Raw genomic sequence first — 17254 nt, 5'->3', positions numbered from 1 at the left:
AACATCCAAGCGAGCCAATAGGGGGGGAGAGCCCCAAGCCCTTTCACGTCTAGAACAGCCTGTCCAGTTGCGGGATGATCGCTGCTGCCACCCGATCCGGCGGCACTCGCCCTAACTGCAGCGCCACGTCGAACAGTCGCTTCAGAGCATTGATGCGCAGGTTAAGCGCCACATCGGCTGTCGCCAACAGCGGCGCCCCTGCCACCCAGCCGGATTCTGCCAGATCGAAAAGGGCCGCCTGGCGCAGGCTGAAATTGGGGTGGGCCAGCAGCGCCACCAGAACTTGGGTCAGCTCCTCGGCTTGTGTAAAGCGATAGAGCACCCAAGCGGCTGCCGAACGCACCCGCTCCGAGGGGTGGCTTAAGAAAGGCCGAATCGCCGCCTCGGCCTCGGTGGCGTTGAGCTGGCCCAGCGCCTCGATGAAGGCTTCCCAGGGCTGCTCCTGCTCCCGCGACTGCAGCAAGGCCAGCAAGGGAGCCACCGCCCGCCGGTCTCCCAACTGGGCCAGGGCATAGGCAGCCTCTTCCCGCACATGCAGATCGCTACAGCCAAGGGCCTCGATCAGGCCGGGCACGGCCCGCACGTCGCCAATTTGCCCAAGGGCTTTGGCCGCATTGCGCCGTAGCGGGTAGCCCCCCAAGGCGGTGCGATCCCGCTCATCTCGCAACGCCAACAGCAGTGGCTCTACCCCCCGCGGATCCCGAACCGTGCCCAAGTACCAAGCGGCATAGTACCGATCTTGCGGGTCATCCCCCTGCAGCCGCGCTATCGCCTGCTCCCAGGTGAGCGGCTGGGGCAGCACCGCCGTGTTGGATGTCATGGGAACCCTTGCAGAGCCGTCCATGGAATCGAGGCCACCTTGCCGATGACTGCCGTTGAGCAGAGGGATCCCTTACTCAGCAGCGCCGTTGCTCTGGGCAGGGGCCGCCGATAGAGCAGTGACCTGCACGATTTTGCCGCCCATCCGCAGAATGCGCTGCATCTCCGTGGACAGCCGGCTGTAAGGAACTGTGATGCTCATGGTACTGCGACGCACCTTAGCCGAGGTGGCCAGAGCATCGGGTGGGTTGAGCAGGCCAGTGTACTCAACCTTGTAAACCCGGCTGCCGGCTTCCGTCAAAGTTTCAGGGCCGCTGGTGCTTTGACCAAACATCGTTTTCCCCCGAGTCGAGTTCAACTTTGTGCGGCACCTGGGCACGAAGACCTCCTGACCGCCAGAGAGGCCGCAAAAGCCACCTCTAGAGGCAGAACTGTACCCAGGCACAAAAGCTTGGGAAGCAGGCAGACAACCTAGCTGGCTCGAAGAGAGCCGCGGCGCCGAAAACCTGGAAACGACCAGCTCAGCTCCACTTGGGCTGCTGCCTGCTCTGTAGGGGCACTCAATTGGAAGACGAAGAAAGAGATCGCTCCCCCAAAAACGGGATCTCTACTCTGGCATCCCTTAGCTAAGGGCGTTGATGGCGTAGTCGAAGTAAATGGCTGCTTCGTTCGCCGCTTGGCCCTTCAGCATGCCCAGAGCACGGCTCTTCATGTGCTGCAGAGCTACAATGTACCAGCTCGGGGAGAGGTTAAAGGAGCGGTTCACCTCCCGCAGGCCCGCCACCAGGTATTCATCGAGGGGGCCCGTGCCGCCTGCAACCAGCGAGTAGGTGATAAAGCGCAGGTAGTAGCCAATGTCGCGGGCACACTTGGCCTGAAACACATCGCCGTGACCCATTTCGCCCGGCTGGGTCAGGTAGGGGAAGCGCTTGAACACTTCCTGCACCGCTTCGCGCACCAGCGTTTGTTGGTTTTGGGTCAAGACACGGGCCGCTTCCAGAGAGGCAGCAGCGCGCTGGTAACGACCATTAACGGCCTGCAGCTCGCTGGCATTGAGAAAACGCCCTTGATTGTCAGCAGCGGCAATCGCTTCGGTAATGACAGTTTTCACCTTGCAACTCCTAAATGCGTTGACTGTTAGCAAAAGTCTTAGTTGAGCAGCCGGCACTCCTCCAAGTTGGGAATGCCTGTCTGCCTGTCGGAAAAAAGGGATCTAGGCGATCTCACGGAGCTTTAAAGAGGGACGACCGCTTTTAACTTAAACAATGGCGGCAGCCGCCTTGTCGAAGTAGCTGGCCACCTCGCTTTGCAGCGCCGAGCAGTCGCCAGGGGTGATGCCGTTCGGATCCATGATCTTGGCCAGGGCTTCCTTCTTCATGGCCGCAATGGCGTTGGCCATGGAGCTGGTGGGCACCCCCAGCGCAATGTAGGTCTCCCGCAGGCCGTTGAGGCAGCGATCTTCCAGCACCGAGCTATCCCCCGCCAAGGTGGCGTAGGTGATGTAGCGCAAGATGATCTCCATGTCCCGCAGGCAGGCGGCCATGCGACGGTTGGTGTAGGCATTACCGCCAGGGGCGATCAGATCCGGCTCCTGGGCAAACAGGGAACGAGCCGCGTTGGTTACGATTTGGGCGGCGTTGCTGGTCATGCGGTTGACAGCATCCAGGCGTTTGTTGCCTTCTGCCACCAAAGCCGCCAGACGGTCGAAGTCTTGATCACTTAAAAAGGCACCGCGTGCATCTGCCTGAGCGATCACCCGGGTAAAGGCGTCTTGCATGATGGATCTCCTTCTAGTCTTTCCAAAAAGCGATGGGCGACTGGCTGAACCTCTCAAAAGTGGGATCCCAAACTCTGTTGTTTGCGGGATCCTCCTTGCCCAAAAACCGGGGATCCTGTGGAGCGGGTTGCTCAAAACTACCCCCACCGAAGCCCCAGATTTTGAGACAGGTCAAGAACCTCTGCGACTTTCAGACAGCCGAGCATCCAGGTCAATTTTATAGCGTGGGAGGGATGAGTGTTTTGTGAAGATTTACAAATAAACAGGCACCAGAGTGTCTGCTTGGCCGCCAATCCTCTGGCTCTGTTGGGTCAGCAGGCCAGAAACTGGTCGGCGAGGGCAGTAAAAAAATGTAAACATTCGTTTCACTTGTTTTGAGATAAAGGCAAGCCTCTTGCCCACACACTGCAGCAGTCAATGTTGCGGGGTACCTATGCCTTGCAGGGCAGCTTTGAGATCCCGGCAGAAGTGGGCAATTTGTTGCAGCCCTTGGGCGGGGGTGGGGGCCTTGGCCAGCCGTTGCACAAAGGCACTGCCCACGATCGCCGCATCCGCTCCCCAGAGAGCAATCTGGCGGGCCTGGTCGGGGGTGGAGATGCCGAAGCCTACCCCAATCGGCAGGGAGGTGTATTGGCGCAGTTGCTGCAGCAAGGCCGGGATCCGCTGCTCCAGGGTGGCCCGTTCGCCGGTGACGCCGGTGGTGCTGACCAGGTAGATAAAGCCGCTGGACTGTTGGGCAATACGGCGCATTCGCTCGGCGGGGCTGGTGGGGGCCACCAGCAGGATGAGGTCGATCCCCTCCGCCTGCGTTGCTTCCCGCAGGGATCCGGCCTCTTCCAGGGGCAGGTCGGGGACGACCAAGCCGGCACAGCCGGCCTGGCGCAGTTGCCGCACAAAGGTGGGGATGCCGAGCTGGTGGATGGGGTTGTAGTAGGTGAACAGGACGAGGGGAGCCCGCAGCGAGAGGCCCCGCAAGCCCTGCAAGATGTCGCCCAAGGTGACGCCCCGGCTGAGGGCGCGGGTGGCTGCTGCCTGGATCACCGGCCCATCGGCCAGGGGATCCGAATAGGGCACCCCCAACTCGATGAGGTCGGCGCCGTTCTCCTCCAAAACTTGCAGGGCCGCAAAGGTGGTTTCCAAGTTGGGATCCCCGGCGGTGAGGTAGGGGATGAGGGCGGCTTCGCCGCGGCTGCGCAGCGCCTGAAAACACGCGGTGATCCGGCTGGGCATGGGATCTGTCCAAGCTGAGGAGATGGAGAGCACCCCCTACTGTAGCGCCTGCCCTAGGGGAGGGGCACAAAATCGTAGCCGGTGCCGGAGCGGTTGCCCCGTTCAATGCGCACCAGCACATGGGGAGCATCGCGGTCGCCGGAGGGCAAAAAGCGCACCTCCCCGGAAGCGCCGTCTGGCAAGCGGAAGTTGGGGTCGCCCAGGGCAGTGAGAATGCCGCTGCGGCTGGGGGATCCCTGCCGAATAGCCTGGAGAAAAACACGGGTGGCGTCGTAGGCCAGTGCCGTGCGCCAACTCACCTGCCCTCCCCACATCTGGGCTGCCTTCTGGGCAAAGCCGCGGTTGCGGGGCACGTCGGGATGCCAGGGCACCGCCACCACCAGCCCCTCTACTGCTGCCCCCCCTTCCTTGAGGGTGGTGAGACTAAACAGCACATCCCCCCCCACCAGGGCGAGGGGCTGGCCAAGGGCAGCGTTCTCGCGGGCAACGGCCAGCGCTTTTTCGGCCACGGAAGCCGTGGGCGCCAAGAAAGCCGCCTGAGATCCCTGCCCCAGAGCTGTCTGCAGGCTGGCCTGGGGGTTGAAATCGGCTGCCGACAGGTCGAAGGTCGCCAGCACAACGCCCCCTTCGCTGGTCAGGGTAGCGGCAAAGGCGTCGCGCAGGCTGGTGCTGTAGGCGCTGTTGGGGTTGTAGAAGATGGCCACCCTCTGCAGGCGCAGTTTGTTAAGGACATAGCGGGCCAGTTGCGTGCCAGCAATCTGGTCGGAGGGGACGGTGCGAAAGATGGCGTTCCCCAGCAGGCTGATGCGGGTGCTGGTGGAGGTGGAGGAGATCATGGCCAGGCCGGCAGACTGATAGATCTCAGCCGCCGCCAGGGTGGCATCGCTGGCGTTGTGGCCGATCACCCCCAGGATCTCGGGCTGGCCCACCAGGGCTTTGGCCACTGCCGCCGCTCGCTCTGGGTTATCCCCGTCGTCGGCAATCACCACCCGCAGCAGCCGCCCTGCAATACCCCCTTGCTGAAATAGCTCCTCTTGGGCCTGGGCCACGCCGCGCAGGGTCTCCTTGGCGCGGTTGGGGTTGCTGGAGATGGGCACCACCACGGCTATGCTCAAGGGGTTGCCCTGCTGCTGGGCGCGGGCGTTGTTGAGGAAAATGCGAGCTTCCGGGTCGTTGCGGTTGTTCTGTAGCCCCATCTCTAGGAGCGGGATCGCCGCGCCGAAATTGCCCTGGCGCAACAGCTCTGCTGCAGCCACGGCGGCGGGACTGCTATCGGCAAACAGGGTGCGCTCGCCGCTGGTTAAGAGCAGATCTTGGGCCCTACCGCCCAACCCTGGCAGAGGGATCCCTTCTGGCCAGCGGATGTAGCCCGCCTGCCAGGCGCGATGACCACCCCAGAGGAGCAATAGCCCTAGGGCAATGTAGACGATAGGGGGTGGAGACTTCGCAGCCATGGGCCCCAAGGAAGAGAACAGCAGAATCCGGACAGCAGGGGTACCGCTCACGCCTTCAGGAAGCTCTTGGACCCCCCCCTCTTCAAGGATCTTCAAGAACTTTCTTGAAGCATACGCTAAGGATCGGGACGGTAGGAAGGGCTGTTGCGGTATTGGCGCTCCAGTTGCTCCACAATGGAAACAGGAACAGATGGGGTTGCCGGGGGCTCTTCTGGAGGTGCGCCGGCCTGTGGCTCGGTCTCCAAGTTAGCCGGCTGAGAGGTGGCCCAAACGACTCCTGCGATCAGCAAAAGAACCAAAGCGGCAGCGTAAAGAAATGCGGCAATGGCCATTGGGGCAAGACTCTAGCTTTCCCTTCCCATGATAGAGGTTGTCGAAAACCCTTTGCCTCAGGATCCGCTCGAGCAAGCCCTGTGGGACTGGCACCGGGGCCAGGCGAGGGGATCCCTGCTCTTGCACGCCTACAGCGCCGAGGGGATCCCGCTGGCAGAGGAGCCCCAGGTGGTCTCGCCGGAGGTGTTCTTCACCCAAGAGCTGCCGGAGGTGGAGGCCCTGGCCTTAGAGCTCTGCCGCGGTCGGGTGCTGGACATTGGCGCCGGCACGGGCCGCCACAGCCTGCTGTTGCAGGAGGAGGGGTTTGCCGTAGCCGCCCTGGATCGCTCGCCGGTGGCGTTGCAGATCATGGCCGAACGGGGGGTGCATTGCCGCATCGCCGCCGACCTGTTCCACTGGGAGGGGCCGGAAGAGCCCTTCGATACGCTGCTGCTGCTGATGAACGGCGCCGGCCTGGTGGGATCCCTGGCGGGGTTGGAGCGCTTTTTAAGCTTGGCCCGCCACTGGGTTCAGCCCACCGGCCAGTTGCTTGTGGATTCCACCGATCTAGCCGATCTCAGTGAAGAGGGCGACGCGGCGGATCTGCCGCAGGTAGAAAGTTCAGCTAATTCTGAAGCCGAGGATCGGGAGAAGGGGAGAGACTGCAGAACAGCGGGCGAGGCAAAAGCCAGGGTGGTGAACTTTGTGGCCGAGTACGGCGGGCAGCGCGGGGATCCCTTTCCCTGGCTGTTTGTGGATCCGGAAACCCTGCTGCGCTGTGCCCACGCCAACGGCTGGCAGGGACAAATTCTCTACCAAGAGCCGGAGGGGGCCTTTCTGGCACGGCTTGCGCCTCTCTAAGCGCAGCCCCTTAGTGGGAAAGGATCTGCGACAAGAAAAGGCGAGAACGCTCTTCCTTGGGGTTGCTGAAAAACTCTTGGGGGGTGTTTTCTTCCACGATCTTGCCGCGGTCGAAGAAGACAATCCGATCCGCCACCTCGCGGGCAAAGCCCATCTCGTGGGTTACACACACCATGGTCATGCCCGAGCGGGCCAGCTCCCGCATCACGTCCAGCACCTCTTTGACCATCTCCGGATCCAAGGCCGAGGTGGGCTCATCGAAGAGCATCACCGCCGGATTTATGGCCAAAGCGCGGGCAATCGCCACCCGCTGCTGCTGCCTCCCCGAAAGTTGACCAGGATACTTCTCGGCTTGCTCGGCGATCCCCACTCGTCTCAACACCTCCATAGCCCGTTCAACTGCCTCGGCCTTTTTCTATCTATTTCTATGAGCGCAACTGCTGAAGCGAGTGGAGCTAGCTTTCTGGCCCGCCATCGGCGGAACATCGCTGTCTCTCTGGCCCATCGTCTAGAAGCAGCCAGGGCAGCCAACAACACCCACCTGCTGGAGTTGCTGGAACAGGAGCAACGGCAACCAGCAGCAGAGTCCAGCGGCAGGGATCCCTCTGTTTCGGGTCTATGGCGCCACCTTTGGGAGGGTCTGAGCATCGGTTATCGGGCTTTAGGCGGAGGTGGGATCCGCTTGTTAGGATTGACCTAAATCACGGGAGAGGCGCGGGGATGGTTTGGCAATTGCTGACGTGGCCGGCCCAGAGCTTGCTGTGGTTGGCAGAGCAGATTCGCGAGCGGGCCGAGGCACAACTCGACAGCAAAGAAAACCTCCAGAAAGAACTCACCGCTCTCCAGATTCAGCTCGATCTGGGGGAGATCGATGAAGAGACCTATAGCCAGCGAGAAGAGGAGATCCTGCTGGCTCTGGAAGCCCTGGCCCAGGCCGAAGCCGGCAGTGCCGACGAGGATCCCTGAGTTCTGCGGGGGATCAGAACATGGGAGAATAAGCTTTGGTTGACCTCATTTTCCTAACCTGGGTTGCTTTCCATGGCCGAATCCCGCGAAACCTTAGTGCTCCGCGACGAGCAGAACCAGCCTCTGAAATGCGAGATCCTGAGGCAGGTGGTCATTGAGGAACAAGCCTATGCACTGGCCACGCCCGTGGACGCCGTGATCAAAGTTCTGGTTTGGGAGGGGGAAGAAGAGCCCGGCCAAGCGGTGAACGGAGATGCGGACATGGAAGGGATCCTGGATGAGCCGGATCCAGAGGAGCTCCAGGCTGCTATCCCCACCATCCAGGCCGTCTTGGAGGAGTTGAACTTGACTCTGCAGCAAAACGGCTTCGACATCCTGACGGTGCAGGGAGAGTTGCCCCCTGTTGAAGAGGAAGATGTGTTCGAGCTGGGCGAAAGCGAGGAAGATGCCCAGGAATTCCAACTGCTGGCTACCTTCTTCTACAAAGACAAGAAATACGGCATCTTTACGCCCCTCGACCCAGTTCTGGTCTACGTGGCCCTGCCTGACGAGGGGGATCCCTACCTACTGAACCCAGAGGACTCGCCAGCCCTGTTCGACCAACTCAATGCTGTGCTGCTCGATCTGGACGAGGTAGTGGAAGAGGAGGAGTACGATGATGAAGAATATGACGATGAAGACGAGGACTAGGCAGCTCGGGGTTTCTGCCTGAGAATTGAAGGCACCTGGGCCAAAAAGCCCAAAGGTGGAAGTACCAAGCCTCTTGCCCCAATGCAGCCCCTTGGTTGCCGCTCAAGTCGATTGGGCGGAGTCTTTTTGTTGCCAGCGCCAGCTAGGGGAGCGGCAGATAATGGAAGGAGGCCCTCGTTCAGTTCCCCAGGCGTTGCCCGATCCCAAGGAGCAGCAGGGATGCAACCGGTTGACCTGACCACCCTCCGTGCTGTGCTGGCAGATCTAAAAGGGGCTGAGGCCGGGGGGGATCCCTTGCTGCCTGCCCGCGTGGAGTGGATCCAGCAGACGGATCTGTGGACGGTGGTGATTGGCCTGCGCACCCTCAAGGCGCGTCCTTGCTTGCTACTGTCTTGGCATCCTCAGGCGGCCCGAGTTCACCTCTGTCAGGCTCCCCCCAAGGAAGCAGAGGACTTGCCCTTTAGCCAACACCTGCAACGGCACCTGCGGGGTTTGGCGCTGACGGAGCTGGCGCTGCTGGACGAGTGGGAGCGGGTGATTGACTTTCGCTTTGCCCCTCGCCCCGCGGATCCCCCTCAACGCCACCTTTATCTGGAAGTGATGGGCAAGTACAGCAACGCCATCTTGGTGGACGAGGGGGGCATGATCTTGGCCTGCGGCCACGGGGTAAGCGAGCGACAGTCGCGGGTACGGCCGGTGCAGCCAGGTCTACTTTACGAAGCTCCCCCTGCCCTAAGCGATCCCATCCCCCAGCGAGCCGAGCCCTTCTCCCAGTGGCAAGAGCGTCTTGCCCTAATCCCTGGCCCCATTGCTCAGCGGCTGCTGCGCTGCTACCGCGGCCTGAGCCGGCATTTGGCAGAGGCCATGTGCCTGCAGGCCGGGATCCCACCCCAAACCCCCAGCAACCAACTCTCGCCCCAGGAGTGGCAGGCCCTGTTTTTTTGGTGGCAGGACTGGCTGGCCCGCCTGGAAACGGCTCAGTTTAAGCCGGCCCTTACCCCCCAGGGGTACACTGTTCTCGGCTGGAGGGGCTCTGGCGGGGATCCCTCTACACCCAACTTGCATCAGCTCCTGGAAGCCTACTACCAAGCCCAGCTCAACCGCGAACGCTTTGAGCGAGAGCGGCAGCGCCTGGGGCAAAAGCTGGCTGCCCTGCTGAAAAAACTCCGCCAGCGGCGCGAGCACTTTGAGAAGATGTTGGCCGACTCGGCCCAGGCCGAAGCCTCCAAGCAGGCTGCCGATCTCCTCATGGCCCATCTCCACCTCTGGCGGCCAGGGCTGAGCTCGATTGAGCTGCCGGATTTTGCCAGGGGCCAGAGGGTCAAGATCCCCCTGGATCCGGAGAAAAACGCTGTTCTCAACGCCCAGGCCTACTACCGCAAGCACCGCAAACAAAAGCGAGCCCAGGAGGCCGTCCGACCTTTGCTAGAAGCTGTAGCGCAAGAGATCCGCTACCTAGAGCAGGTGGAAGCGTCCCTGCAGCAGCTAGAAGCCTACCGCGAGCCCCAGGACTTGGCCGTCCTCCAGGAAATTGAGGCGGAGCTGATTCAGCAAGGCTACCTAGAAAGCCCCAGCCGGCTAGAGGGATCTAGGCGGGCCTCTTCAGCCAGCTTCAACCCCTATCGCTTCACTAGCCCCAGCGGCTTCTCCATCTGGGTGGGGCGCAACAACTGGCAAAATGATCGGCTGACCTTCCGCGTGGCCCAAGACCAAGATTGGTGGTTTCACGCCCAAGAGATCCCCGGTAGCCACGTGCTGTTGCGCCTGCCTCCGGGCGCGGTGGCCGAAAGTGAAGATCTGCAGGCGGCTGCCGATCTGGCGGCGTATTTTAGCCGCGGTCGCTTCAGCGACCAGGTGCCCGTGGTCTATACCCGCCCCAAATGCGTCTTTAAGCCCAAGGGATCTCCCCCCGGAATGGTGGTCTACAAGCACGAGCAGGTGCTGTGGGGGCGCCCCAGCCGCGCTCAGTTGCTTGTGGAGAGCCTCCCAGCCCTGTTGTAGCCTCTACTTCGGGTCTACTACGGATCCCATAAACAGCAGCGTTTGAGCCGCCGGGTTGCCGCCGGATCCCGAGGCCACAATGGCCAACCAGAAGGGGCGATCCGCTACGAATTGGAAGGGTTCTTGCCGGTCGAGAGCGGTGCGCGAGACAAGCACGCCAGTGGCGGCTGCCGCCTCGGATCCCTCTTCGTTGATTTCAAGGGCCGCCTTGTGCAAGACTCTGCTGACCTGCGTCGGCTCTGGGGTCATCTGGCTGAAATCGGCCCGACGGGAAAAGGCGATCCCCAGGCCCAACTGCTGCAAAGCCGGCCCCAGATCGGTCTCGTAGGCCAGCTTAAGCTTGGGGATCCGCACCGAGCCGGGGCGGGTGGGCAGGGATCCCGTCCATTCTTGCCACGTTTCTGGGCTGAGCTCCTGCCGCAGGGCTTCTAAGCTTACTCCCGGTTTCGGCAGCAGGATCAGCAGGGCCAGCTCCCCTTCCCCATAGGGCAGGCGCACCACCTGGAGCTGCTCGGTCTCCCGGTAGCCGTAGCGGCCGGATTGGGCCATCATCGGCACTTGGACACGGCTGCCATCCGGGCGGGTGAAGGGCTGGGGCTCTGTCAGGGCCGGATCGAAGGGCTGGGTCCACTTTCCCCTGAAATAGATGGCGTTGAGCAAAACCATCCTGTCTTCACGGCCGAGGCGGTCCACAAGGCGGTCAATCTTGCCCTGGGTGCGCTCGGCTACCCAACGGTTGATGGCCTGCACCGTTTGAGGGGATCCCAGCTCCACCCGATTGGCCACTGCTTGGTAATAGGTGGCCAGCGCCTGCAAAAAGGGAGGCCGCAGGGTGAGGGTTTGATCGACCCAAAGGCCGTTGGCAATTTGCACCTGGATCGGCCCTTCTGCTTGGGATCGCTCCACCAGCCAGCGCGCCATCTGGGCATTGGTCCAGTTCAACTCATGGAGGGAGAGGTCTTGGGCCTCCAGCACCTCGGCCATGGCCGCCTGCGTTTCCCCAGCGGCGCCGTTGTACAGCATGCTCAGAGCCAAGTGAATGCTCAAAGGAGAGAAAAAGAGGTTCTCTTGCGGCTGCTGCTGGAGCAGGCGATCAAACAGCTTTAGCGCAAAGCGACTTTGGGCTTGTTGGGCCACAGCCTCTTCTCCATAGCCTTCCCCATAGGTCACGGTCGGCTCAAACGGGATCCGCACCGGGGCCTCCTGGGATCCCATCCCCTGTGCGGGCCAGAGACCCAAAAGCAATAGGCCAAACAGAGCCAGAAGCGAGCTCCGGCTCAGCGAGGATCTGCTCAAAAGGTCTTTCATGGGGTCTCTCCTGGCCGGGTGGGGAACGATAGATAGACTCTATGGCTATGGTATCGGGTTGGGGGTGGATGGCTCTTTGCGCTTGAGGAGAGATCGACAGGCCAAAGCCCGCAGGAGATCCCGGCCAAACTGGCTACGGATCCCCTCCCTCTTCAACCTAAAGAGCAGGGTAGGATCAAGCCTGCACAGCTAGCTCGGCAGGAGACAAGGGATGAGTTTGCGGGCAAGGGAGGGGCGGCGCTCTCGCCGGGTTGCCACAGCGGGCGGGATTGCCTTAGGCCTGGCTCTGCTGCTGGGATGTACTGCTGGGGGATCCTCATCTTTAGAAGCCCAGGAGACGGCAGCCGTTGCCAACGCGACCTCGGCCAAAGGAGAGCCCCAGCACCTGCCGGTGGCAGCAGAAGTCACCATCGCTGGCCGGCGCTTTGAGCTGGAAGTGGCCCGCACCCCTGAGCAACAGCGGCTGGGCCTGATGTTTCGCACCGATTTGCCGCCTGATCGCGGCATGTGGTTTCCCTTCGACCCGCCCCAGCCGGCTGCCTTCTGGATGTTTAACACCCTGCTCAACCTGGACATTATCTTTCTCCGCCAAGGCCAGGTGGTGTACATCGCTGCCGATGTGCCCGGTTGCCCCGCCCAACCCTGCCCCGTCTATGGGCCACCCTCTGACCAGTTGGTAGATGGCGTGCTGGAGTTCCGCGGCGGGACGGCGGCGGCCTTAGGTTTGCAAGTGGGAGATACGGTTGAGATCCGCGAGCTTCCCAGCTCCGCCCCTTGATCTCTATCTCCCCTCTCCCTTTGGGAGAGGGGCTGGGGGTGAGGGCTGGGAAAGGGGCTGGGGGTGAGGGAAGACAAGCTTGCAGAAGAGGTTGAGACCATGCTCCTGGGATCCCAAAAGCTGCCGTTGGCCGTCTTGCTTGCGGCCTGGGATGATCTTTTCAGGGATCTTTGCGATGATTTTTGAGGGTCGCCAACTGCTTTGAGATTGATGCCAAGAGGCGACCGCGAGCCCAGGATGGTTTGGCTACTGCCGGCAAAGCCCTATGGATGTTAGCAGCGTAACTCAGTGGCTGGGGGTTGGGGTCGTTGCCCTGGCTTCCGTCCTTTGGGCCGAGGTTGTGCGGGATGGGCGCCATTGGCTGGCCCACCAGTGGCCCTGGCTGATGCCCAAGCACACTCTGCACCACCGCCTGTTTCGCCCCGATCTCAGCGTGGTAGACCCGAAGCTGTACCGAGAATCCCAGTGGCACCACGATGTCCCCGAAGCGGCGACGATGATCCTGGCCGGGATCCCTTGGGTGGTGCTGTTGGGACAGGGATCCTGGCTGTATGGCCTAGCGGCGGCGGTGGGGGTACTCTACTCGGCCAGTTTTCTGGTTGCCGGCATGTTGCGCGGCTGGGGGCTGGCCCTGCAGACGGACATTACCCACCAACCCGGGCCTTTCCCTGCTCCTCCTGCCCAGTGGCATGTCAACCGCGCCTACCACTGGCGGCACCACTTTGACGACACCAACGCCTACTTTTGCGGCACCCTGACCTTAGTGGATCGGATCATGGGCACCAGTCTCTCCTTTAAAGGCAAGCGCGTGGCCGTCACCGGTGCCTCTGGCACTCTGGGCCGGGCCCTCTTGAAGCACTTTTCCCGCCATGGGGCCAAAGTCATCGCCCTCAGCTCCCATGCGGATTCGGTCGCCATCGAAGTGGACGGCCAGCCCCAGCCGGTGGAGACCATCCACTGGCAGGTGGGTCAGGAGGGATCCCTGGCCGGGCTCCTGGAACGAGTCGATATCTTGGTGATCAACCACGGCCTCAACGTGCATGGGGAGCGGGATCCCGAGTCGGTCCACCAGTCCTATGCTGTCAACACCTTCTCCGCTTGGCGCCTGATGGAGCTGTTTTTCCAAACGGTGCGCGGCAATCGGGAAATGGCCACCAAAGAGGTTTGGGTGAACACCTCCGAAGCCGAGGTCAGCCCTGCTTTTAGCCCTCTCTACGAGCTCTCCAAACGGGCCCTGGGCGATCTGGTTACCCTACGCCGTCTCGATGCCCCCTGTGTGGTGCGCAAGCTCATCCTCGGGCCCTTCAAGAGCCAGCTCAACCCGATTGGAGTCATGTCAGGCGATTGGGTGGCCGCCCAGATCCTGGCCCAGGCCAAGCGCGATTGCCGCAACATCATCGTTACCATCAACCCCCTCACCTACCTGCTTTTCCCGCTGAAAGAGTTGGCCGTCAGCACCTATTTCCGCTTGTTCAGCCGCCGCTCTTCTCGCCCAGCTCTTCTGGGTCCGGCCGCCGGGATCCCTTTGATTTAGGGGGGCCGCAAATCCTGCCCGGCTCTATGGCATCAGGCGCAAAACTGGGGTAAGACAAGAGCAGGTTCCTTGGCGGCAGGGGATGGGATCCCTTGCGCTAACCCGAACTTTTGGGGAGCGAGAGGGCTCTTCCGCTCGATCTCCCTTATGAACCCTGGGTGTGAGGAGTAGGAGTGAGTGTAAACATGGTGCGACAGTGGGTGAGCGCAGTCCTCTGCGTGGTGGGCGGGGCTTTAATGCCGGGGCTTTTGTCCGGCTGTGCCATCCCGATGCCTTCGGCATCCGCGGGAGTTTCTGAGATCCAGGTGCGCTTGGTGCATGTGGCCCCCAATGCCCCTCGGATCGACTTGGAAGTGGGGGGGGTAAGGGCTGCTCAAGGTGTAGCCTATGGCTCGGTGAGCGAGTACGTGCGTATGCCGGCGGGCGAGTACGACATTGTTTTGTTTTCAACCCCTGAGACGACCAGCCCTGGCCAGCCCGCGAGTTTTAAGGACTCCGTTCCGCTAGCGCGAACGGTTGCGGCCAGAACTGTGGCCAACCTCAGAGGCGGGGGAGTGTTCTCGGTGGTGGCTGCTGACGAGCCCAATCGCGTGACGGCCTTAGTTTTGGAAGACAACATCAACTCGCTGTTTGACCAAGCCCTGGTTCGGTTTGTTCACGCTGCCCCTGATGCGCCGGCCCTGCAATGGCAGGGGGAGCAAGGGCGGGTGCTGATACCTCAGTTGGCCTTCGGGCAAGTTTCCACCTTTCAAGCCATGCGACCCGGCTTTACCCAAATTCAGGTGGCCATAGCTCCTTCAGCCCCCGCGCCAGGTGGGCAGTCGTCTCCTGGCCGGAGCATTCCCTTGCAACGGTTTGACTTCCAGTTAGAGGCAGGGAAAGTCTATACCCTTTACGTGGCGGGGCTGATGCGCAGCAATCCGGGCCTAAACTTGGTGCTGGCAGAGGAAACGCGGGCTCGTAGGCTCCTATAGCAAGGCTGCTTGCGGCTTGATCCTCTCTATACTGTGAGACTAGCCAGTCGTCTCTAGCTTTGGGGACACAGCCCGTGGATGCCTTATTTCAAGTGGTGGTGCTCAGCCAAACCCCAGATCCCGAACGGGTGATCTACCAGGCGATGCACCAAGATCACAGCCCTGATTTTGTTACCCCAGAGAGCCGGATCCCGGAAAAATATGGCGAGGCCGTGGTGCGGCATCTGCTGGAGGGCAACCGTGGCCACTATGGGCCGCTGGAGCACCCTCAGATCACGTTTGGGGTAGGCTATTTTCCCCATGCTGTCATGCAACAGGCCCGTACTCATCGGGTGGGAATTTCTTTTGATGTTCAATCCTTCCGATATACAGGCCAGCAAATTGCCGATTTGGGCAAAAAGCTCTTGTTCGCGTCAGCGGTGCGGAGCACAACCGAGACTGCTGCTCCTGTTGGCGAGACCGGCTACGGTTGCGTCAGCGATCGCGTCAGCGGGCCGGAGGCCTATCGCGACAGCGGTGCGGAGCACATTGCGGAGCACAGTGGCGGGACGGAGTCCTCCTTGTCTTTGCAAGAGCTGGAAACTTTGTTTTACGTTCCTGCCAGCGTCAAGGAGGGCAAAGCCAAAACCCGCCAAGGCTTTAGGCCCATCTCCCCCGAAGCTTTGGATATCATTCTTGCGCAATATCGCAGCCAGGCCATTGCTTATTATCGCCTGGTAGAAGAGTGCGGATTGCCCTATGAAGATGCTCGCAACATCATTGGCTACGGGATCCGACAACACTTCGTGGTCTCTTTCAATTGCCGTAGTCTAATGCATTTTTTGGATTTACGAGCCAAAGAAGATGCTCAACGAGAAATTCAACATCTGTGTGAACTGATTTGGCCCCACTTTGAAGCGTGGTGTCCCCACGTGGCGGCCTGGTATCGTAAGCATCGCTGGGGAAAGGCTCGATTATCCCCCTAAACTTAGTTTAGATAGATATGCTCTGCTAACCCCTTCTGCGGCTAATCCTGTTTTTGATCTTTTGTTGGGTTACGGGTATGGATCCCGAAGCTTATGAGCAAATGGCAGGCTTGGAAGACCGGCATTGGTGGTTTTTGGGTCGCCGTCACATTCTGAGTCGGGTTATTGGATCCCTGTCGCTTCCCCCCTCTGCTTATATTTTGGAAGCTGGCTGTGGTAGCGGCGGCAACCTGGAGATGTTGTCCAGATTTGGCAAAGTTTGGGCTATGGAAAAGAGTGAAATTGCACTGCCGCTGGCCCAAGCTCGCGGTATTGGGATCGTGGCAGAGGGGGAGTTGCCAAACCGGATCCCCTTTGGTTCTCAACGATTTGATTTGATTGCTTTGCTGGATGTGCTGGAGCATCTGGAGAATGACAAAGAAGCTCTCCTAGCCCTCAGTCAAAGGTTAACCCCATCTGGCTACTTAGTTGTAACTGTTCCGGCTTATCCGTGGCTGTGGAGTTTACATGATGAGCTTAATCATCACAAGAGACGATATACCCGCGGGCAACTTTTGTCGTTGCTTAAAAGCTCAGGTCTAGAAGTTTATACCCTTGTTTTCTTCAACGGTTTTCTTTTCCCAATCATTTCAGGGATCCGCATAATGCAGAAAGTGCTTCGCCTGAGGGAAAGCCAAGATCTGAAAATGCCGCCGCTTTGGCTCAATCGACTGCTGACGGGTATTTTTGCTGCAGAAGCCTATCTGATACCTAAGTTTTCTCTGCCCTTTGGTGTATCTCTGCTGGCAGTAGCCGGCCCGGCAACGAAATCGTAGTATCCTGTCATCATTGCTGTTCTCAGACTGCACTTTGATCATTGCTTAAACTCTCATATTTCGACATCCAATGTCTGCAATTCTGGTAGTTTCTACAACAGCCTTTTCCGACGGTACTTAACCCACTCAACAGGGATTTTTATCTCTTGCATGATGAGGATCCCAATTACTTAAAGAACTTATTTTGTGTCAGCAGCATGAAGTCCTTTGAAGCTGGGAAGGGCCGTCAATAGAATTATCTGGTGAGGGCTACCCATTCAAGTTTTGGTCAACACTGATCTTGTCCAATAGCCTCAGATGCACAATCTTTTCTGTAAGATTGTCAACAGTCTTGATGCCGAAGGAGATAACCCTTGGCCGAACGCGGCTATAAAACTCGTCTGGATCTGCATCGTTTGTGGGTGCCCTTGGCCTGTTTTGGCGATGGCCTTTGTATTTGGTTGGCCTTTGGGGCGGGCTACTGGCTGCGCAGCTTGCGTCCTCATCAGCTCTTGCCTTGGGATGTCTACGCGGCCTTGGGATTGTTGACCGCCCTCAGTTATTGGGGCATTCAGGCGGGCTTAGGCGGATACGGTGAGTCGAAGCGCTTGTCTCGCTTTGAAGAATGGGCCAGTTTGCTGGTGGGGTTGGGCTTGACGTTTGGTTTGGTGCTGGCAGGGGCCTTTTTCGTTCGCTCGGTCTCTTTGTCGCGGCTGGTGGTGGGCTACGCCGGCTTGTTGGCTCTGCTGAGTTTGACTTTGGTACGGGTGGGGTTGCGGCTGGGCATGGGC

Annotated in this window: 18 protein-coding genes and 2 pseudogenes; 11 read left to right on the top strand and 9 right to left on the bottom strand. The window is 60.3% G+C overall.

The window, feature by feature from the left end:
* Positions 1-49: 49 nt before the first annotated feature.
* The 7 genes from NW846_RS09820 to NW846_RS09790 all read right to left on the bottom strand — a co-directional run bounded on the left by NW846_RS09820 (position 50) and on the right by NW846_RS09790 (position 5612).
* On the bottom strand, positions 50-820 hold the full coding sequence (locus NW846_RS09820) for a HEAT repeat domain-containing protein (protein ID WP_228375394.1): 771 nt from the start codon (positions 818-820) through the stop codon (positions 50-52).
* A 72-nt stretch (positions 821-892) separates the two neighbouring features.
* Positions 893-1153: a phycobilisome linker polypeptide gene (locus NW846_RS09815; protein WP_011429133.1), complete on the bottom strand. Its 261-nt coding sequence runs from the start codon at positions 1151-1153 to the stop codon at positions 893-895.
* 288 nt (positions 1154-1441) lie between these two features.
* Positions 1442-1930, bottom strand: a complete 489-nt coding sequence (locus tag NW846_RS09810; protein ID WP_011429135.1) for a phycocyanin subunit alpha — start codon at positions 1928-1930, stop codon at positions 1442-1444.
* A 147-nt stretch (positions 1931-2077) separates the two neighbouring features.
* Complete coding sequence (locus tag NW846_RS09805; protein ID WP_011429136.1) at positions 2078-2596, bottom strand: phycocyanin subunit beta; 519 nt, start codon at positions 2594-2596, stop codon at positions 2078-2080.
* A 414-nt stretch (positions 2597-3010) separates the two neighbouring features.
* Positions 3011-3826, bottom strand: coding sequence for a tryptophan synthase subunit alpha (trpA, locus tag NW846_RS09800; protein ID WP_011429138.1), 816 nt, complete (start codon positions 3824-3826; stop codon positions 3011-3013).
* 53 nt (positions 3827-3879) lie between these two features.
* The gene (locus NW846_RS09795) at positions 3880-5280 is read right to left on the bottom strand and encodes an ABC transporter substrate-binding protein (protein ID WP_011429139.1); all 1401 of its coding nucleotides are present in this window, start codon (positions 5278-5280) and stop codon (positions 3880-3882) included.
* A 116-nt stretch (positions 5281-5396) separates the two neighbouring features.
* On the bottom strand, positions 5397-5612 hold the full coding sequence (locus NW846_RS09790; protein ID WP_011429140.1) for a hypothetical protein: 216 nt from the start codon (positions 5610-5612) through the stop codon (positions 5397-5399).
* Positions 5613-5640: 28 nt separating this feature from the next.
* Between NW846_RS09790 and NW846_RS09785 the strand changes: the two genes are divergently transcribed.
* Positions 5641-6453 carry a class I SAM-dependent methyltransferase gene (locus NW846_RS09785; protein ID WP_011429142.1) on the top strand — a complete coding sequence of 271 codons (813 nt, stop codon included), beginning with the start codon at positions 5641-5643 and terminating at the stop codon, positions 6451-6453.
* Between the two features lie 10 nt (positions 6454-6463).
* Here NW846_RS09785 and NW846_RS09780 read toward each other — a convergent pair.
* Positions 6464-6865: pseudogene (locus tag NW846_RS09780) on the bottom strand (amino acid ABC transporter ATP-binding protein); the annotation flags it as partial.
* A 15-nt stretch (positions 6866-6880) separates the two neighbouring features.
* On the opposite strand from NW846_RS09780, the gene NW846_RS09775 reads away from it, so the two are divergent.
* From NW846_RS09775 to NW846_RS09760, 4 genes are all read left to right on the top strand, one after another.
* Entirely contained in the window at positions 6881-7153 is a 273-nt protein-coding gene (locus tag NW846_RS09775; RefSeq protein WP_099834698.1) for a hypothetical protein, read from the top strand.
* Between the two features lie 20 nt (positions 7154-7173).
* Complete coding sequence (locus NW846_RS09770) at positions 7174-7419, top strand: gas vesicle protein GvpG (protein WP_011429145.1); 246 nt, start codon at positions 7174-7176, stop codon at positions 7417-7419.
* Positions 7420-7491: 72 nt separating this feature from the next.
* The gene (locus NW846_RS09765; RefSeq protein WP_011429146.1) at positions 7492-8109 is read left to right on the top strand and encodes a DUF3727 domain-containing protein; all 618 of its coding nucleotides are present in this window, start codon (positions 7492-7494) and stop codon (positions 8107-8109) included.
* A gap of 219 nt (positions 8110-8328) precedes the next feature.
* Positions 8329-10110: an NFACT family protein gene (locus tag NW846_RS09760; protein WP_414346377.1), complete on the top strand. Its 1782-nt coding sequence runs from the start codon at positions 8329-8331 to the stop codon at positions 10108-10110.
* A 3-nt stretch (positions 10111-10113) separates the two neighbouring features.
* On the opposite strand, the gene NW846_RS09755 is transcribed toward NW846_RS09760, so the two are convergent.
* Complete coding sequence (locus NW846_RS09755) at positions 10114-11418, bottom strand: serpin family protein (protein ID WP_414346374.1); 1305 nt, start codon at positions 11416-11418, stop codon at positions 10114-10116.
* 211 nt (positions 11419-11629) lie between these two features.
* Here NW846_RS09755 and NW846_RS09750 point away from each other — a divergent pair, with 211 nt between their 5' ends.
* The 6 genes and pseudogenes from NW846_RS09750 to NW846_RS09725 form a co-directional block, all read left to right on the top strand.
* On the top strand, positions 11630-12196 hold the full coding sequence (locus NW846_RS09750; RefSeq protein ID WP_099812568.1) for a DUF192 domain-containing protein: 567 nt from the start codon (positions 11630-11632) through the stop codon (positions 12194-12196).
* A 265-nt stretch (positions 12197-12461) separates the two neighbouring features.
* Entirely contained in the window at positions 12462-13730 is a 1269-nt protein-coding gene (locus NW846_RS09745; RefSeq protein ID WP_414346372.1) for a bifunctional sterol desaturase/short chain dehydrogenase, read from the top strand.
* Positions 13731-13903: 173 nt separating this feature from the next.
* Entirely contained in the window at positions 13904-14704 is an 801-nt protein-coding gene (locus NW846_RS09740; RefSeq protein ID WP_414515859.1) for a DUF4397 domain-containing protein, read from the top strand.
* 74 nt (positions 14705-14778) lie between these two features.
* On the top strand, positions 14779-15669 hold the full coding sequence (locus NW846_RS09735; RefSeq protein WP_414515857.1) for an FAD-dependent thymidylate synthase: 891 nt from the start codon (positions 14779-14781) through the stop codon (positions 15667-15669).
* Between the two features lie 77 nt (positions 15670-15746).
* A complete protein-coding gene (locus tag NW846_RS09730; RefSeq protein WP_414515855.1) occupies positions 15747-16484 on the top strand; it encodes a class I SAM-dependent methyltransferase in 738 nt (245 codons plus the stop codon).
* Positions 16485-16837: 353 nt separating this feature from the next.
* Positions 16838-17254 (top strand): annotated as a pseudogene (locus NW846_RS09725) (sugar transferase); the annotation flags it as partial.

The organism is Synechococcus sp. W60.3 (genome assembly GCF_047502615.1).
Classification (GTDB): Bacteria; Cyanobacteriota; Cyanobacteriia; order Thermostichales; family Thermostichaceae; genus Thermostichus.
This window is presented reverse-complemented; position numbering and strand designations above follow the sequence as displayed.

Bases quoted from the DNA above. Each gene is read 5' to 3' on its own strand.
- NW846_RS09730 (WP_414515855.1), top strand. From the start codon at position 15,747: ATGGATCCCGAAGCTTATGAGCAAATGGCAGGCTTGGAAGACCGGCAT.
- NW846_RS09775 (WP_099834698.1), top strand. From the start codon at position 6,881: ATGAGCGCAACTGCTGAAGCGAGTGGAGCTAGCTTTCTGGCCCGCCAT.
- trpA (WP_011429138.1), bottom strand. From the start codon at position 3,826: ATGCCCAGCCGGATCACCGCGTGTTTTCAGGCGCTGCGCAGCCGCGGC.
- NW846_RS09785 (WP_011429142.1), top strand. From the start codon at position 5,641: ATGATAGAGGTTGTCGAAAACCCTTTGCCTCAGGATCCGCTCGAGCAA.
- NW846_RS09760 (WP_414346377.1), top strand. From the start codon at position 8,329: ATGCAACCGGTTGACCTGACCACCCTCCGTGCTGTGCTGGCAGATCTA.
- NW846_RS09745 (WP_414346372.1), top strand. From the start codon at position 12,462: ATGGATGTTAGCAGCGTAACTCAGTGGCTGGGGGTTGGGGTCGTTGCC.
- NW846_RS09820 (WP_228375394.1), bottom strand. From the start codon at position 820: ATGACATCCAACACGGCGGTGCTGCCCCAGCCGCTCACCTGGGAGCAG.
- NW846_RS09790 (WP_011429140.1), bottom strand. From the start codon at position 5,612: ATGGCCATTGCCGCATTTCTTTACGCTGCCGCTTTGGTTCTTTTGCTG.
- NW846_RS09765 (WP_011429146.1), top strand. From the start codon at position 7,492: ATGGCCGAATCCCGCGAAACCTTAGTGCTCCGCGACGAGCAGAACCAG.
- NW846_RS09755 (WP_414346374.1), bottom strand. From the start codon at position 11,418: ATGAAAGACCTTTTGAGCAGATCCTCGCTGAGCCGGAGCTCGCTTCTG.
- NW846_RS09750 (WP_099812568.1), top strand. From the start codon at position 11,630: ATGAGTTTGCGGGCAAGGGAGGGGCGGCGCTCTCGCCGGGTTGCCACA.
- NW846_RS09770 (WP_011429145.1), top strand. From the start codon at position 7,174: ATGGTTTGGCAATTGCTGACGTGGCCGGCCCAGAGCTTGCTGTGGTTG.
- NW846_RS09795 (WP_011429139.1), bottom strand. From the start codon at position 5,280: ATGGCTGCGAAGTCTCCACCCCCTATCGTCTACATTGCCCTAGGGCTA.
- NW846_RS09815 (WP_011429133.1), bottom strand. From the start codon at position 1,153: ATGTTTGGTCAAAGCACCAGCGGCCCTGAAACTTTGACGGAAGCCGGC.
- NW846_RS09805 (WP_011429136.1), bottom strand. From the start codon at position 2,596: ATGCAAGACGCCTTTACCCGGGTGATCGCTCAGGCAGATGCACGCGGT.